This is a genomic window from Bacillus sp. JJ864 (genome assembly GCF_036963045.1).
GTDB lineage: Bacteria > Bacillota > Bacilli > Bacillales > Bacillaceae_G > Bacillus_A > Bacillus_A pseudomycoides_C.
In genome coordinates this window covers 1-1061 of record NZ_JBALLY010000241.1, presented here as the reverse complement: position 1 = coordinate 1061, position 1061 = coordinate 1, and the positions used below count along the sequence as shown (strand labels likewise).

The 1061-nt window shown below is 29.4% G+C and carries 1 protein-coding gene; it reads right to left on the bottom strand.

What is annotated here, in order from left to right; genetic code table 11:
* Window positions 1-477: 477 nt before the first annotated feature.
* Window positions 478-705 (bottom strand): hypothetical protein, encoded by a 228-nt coding sequence (locus V7024_RS23920; protein WP_335524558.1) that lies wholly within the window; start codon window positions 703-705, stop codon window positions 478-480.
* Window positions 706-1061: the final 356 nt, after the last annotated feature.

The following is a 1061-nucleotide window of genomic DNA, read 5'->3' as shown; positions in this document are numbered from 1 at the left end:
CTTTTTAGTCTAGCATCAACTCCACCAACTACATCAGCTGCAGTTGTAGTAAAATCATCACATGTAGACATAGTGACAAATTGAGGATCAGAGCAACAACCCATTTATAACATCCTTTCATTAATTAGATTTGAGTAGTCTGAATAGTAGACAACCCTTACTTTATTACATGTATTTTAAGTTTAACTTGTCACGGCTTATAGGAAGTTAGTAGGAATATAAGGAGAGTTGTGTATTATATCGAGTACAATAAATAAGAACACCATTTTTCAAATGCTCTTTTTGAGGAAGGCGATGTTAAAGGTTAGAAATTAAGACGAGCTTTAATAAAATGTATGGTTTATCCTTTTAAAGGTGTGAGGAATTGAAAAAACTTGTCCTATTATAAAGAAAGAGCAGTTAGTAAAAGCTAACTACTTGACCTCAATTATATTAATAGATACAAGAAAATACCTCATTACAGTATGCAGAAATAACTCAACTCGTATCTTTTTTATCACTATCACTTTTCACCTCTTCTAATAGAGCATGATGATGATGTAATCTATAAATTACATATGCCCAAACATACCAGTCTAAATTTTGTTTTATATTTGCTAACTCGTTAAATCCATCGATAAAATTACCTTTACCTAAGTAAAAAGAAAAAATAATAATTATGGCGGTTGTTCCCCAAAATTCAGCACTAATTAAAAAACGAATCATTTGTAATCTCACCTACCTTTCCTAATGGTTATTATGTATTTCATTGATAGAGGAAGTGGGTTATGAAAATAGATTCCTTTGATAGATTATGTAAGAGAATAGAAAGAGGCTTGTACTATTTACTAAAACAAAGAGGATTAAATTGATGCAGAGTTGTATCAATGGAACATAGAGATGAAAATTTAGGATGATTAGTATTTCTAAACAATTCGTTTGTATCTATTCTTACTGTTCTTGAAATGAATACTTAAATACATTTTAAGTGTTCGGATTATTTAAAATCTTTAAATGGAATGAAGTTAATATTTGGTATAATAATACGGTAACTATAATTTATAGGAGGGGAAATTTACTCA

What these genes read in the sequence shown, in the direction of transcription:
- V7024_RS23920 (WP_335524558.1), bottom strand. Translation starts at nt 705, where the DNA reads ATGATTCGTTTTTTAATTAGTGCTGAATTTTGGGGAACAACCGCCATA.